This is a genomic window from Micromonospora sp. NPDC047753, assembly GCF_040642735.1.
Lineage (GTDB): Bacteria > Actinomycetota > Actinomycetes > Mycobacteriales > Micromonosporaceae > Micromonospora.
Genome location: NZ_JBEYSL010000865.1, coordinates 1 through 1,317, shown reverse-complemented (window position 1 = coordinate 1,317; position 1,317 = coordinate 1). Strand labels below are relative to the sequence as shown.

The 1,317-nt window shown below is 74.9% G+C and carries 1 protein-coding gene and 1 pseudogene; both read right to left on the bottom strand.

All coding sequences use genetic code 11. The features are described from left to right. Positions 1 to 89: 89 nt before the first annotated feature. Positions 90 to 1,049: pseudogene (locus tag ABZ749_RS35305) on the bottom strand (cupin domain-containing protein); the annotation flags it as partial. 9 nt (positions 1,050 to 1,058) lie between these two features. Continuing rightward, positions 1,059 to 1,298: a hypothetical protein gene (locus ABZ749_RS35300; RefSeq protein ID WP_357235771.1), complete on the bottom strand. Its 240-nt coding sequence runs from the start codon at positions 1,296 to 1,298 to the stop codon at positions 1,059 to 1,061. Between the last annotated feature and the right edge of the window lie 19 nt (positions 1,299 to 1,317).

The following is a 1,317-nucleotide window of genomic DNA, read 5'->3' as shown; positions in this document are numbered from 1 at the left end:
ACACCGAGGTCTCGTCGTAGCGCCGGATCTGGTCACTGGTCGCGGCCACCCGGAACGCGCCGAGCGCGGTGAGTTGCTGACCGCGCAGGTCGGCGCAACCGCGCGGCGACGGCGCTCGGGTCGGCGCGCAGCAGCCAGTCCCGCAGCGCCTCCACGGTCTCGGTCAGCTCCGGCTCGATGGCGTCCGGGTCGGCGACGTCGGTGCCGAACGGCAGGCTGGCCCGCAGTCGCTGGTCCTCGGCGGACAGCGCCAGCAACTCCTCGACCAGGGCGTAGCGGGTGAGCGCGCGAATGCCCACGGTCAGGTGCAACGAACTGGCGTCCTGCGCCTGCGCGCTGTGCAGCCACCCCCGGGGCAGGTAGAGGGCGTCACCGGGGGCGAGCACCACGTCCAGCGCGGCCGGACCCTGCGCGGTGGCGCCGACCTCGTCGGCGCGTCCACCCCACGGCTGCTTCTCCAACGGGTCGGGCAGGACCGGCGGGTGGATCCGCCAGTGCTTGCGGCCATCGACCTGGAGCACGAACACGTCGTGGGTGTCGTAGTGGGTGGCGAAGCCCTGGCTGCCGGCCGGTGTCAGGTACGCGTTGATCTGCAACGGCTGGTTGAGCGCGAGGCCCAGGTCGCGGGCGAAGTCGATGAGCGGCGGCCAGATCCGGTGCAACCCCTGCAACACCAGGGTGGCCCCGGACGCGTACTGCTCCAGGACCCGCTCGTCGAGCACCTGGTCGCCGATCTCGGCGCCCGCGCCGCCACCGCCGGTCCAGCGCGAAGCCGCGACCAGCTGGCCGTCCTTGGCGACGCGCAGGAACGGGGTACGCAGACCGCGCCGGCTCAGCAACTCGTCGGCGTCGGCGGGGCTGAGCAGGTCGGTGAAGCCGGCCGGGTCGGGCAGTTCGGCGGCTCGGGACAGCAGCGGGGTGTGCCCCCAGTGCGCGGCGGCGAACTTGGCCGGTTCGACCGAGACGCATCGGGCCAGCGCCGCGGTGGCCCCGGCGGACGCAACCGCCGGGCGACCGTGGTGGCCGCCCGGCGGGTCGAGGTAGGTCATGGCGAGCCGCTACCGGGCGCTGCCGTCAGCGCCACCGTCCTGCTGGCCAGGGGTGGCACCGCCGTCGGCGGGACCCTCCGCGCCGCCATCGGCGCCACCGTCGTGCTGACCCGGGGTGGCACCGCCGTCGGCGGGACCCTCCGCGCTGCCATCGGCGCCACCGTCGTGCTGACCCGGGGTGGCACCACCGTCGGCGGGCACGGCCACCACCGCGGTGCCCAGCACCTCGGCGCCCCGGGCTGCGCAGATGTCGTAGAGGGCGTGCAGC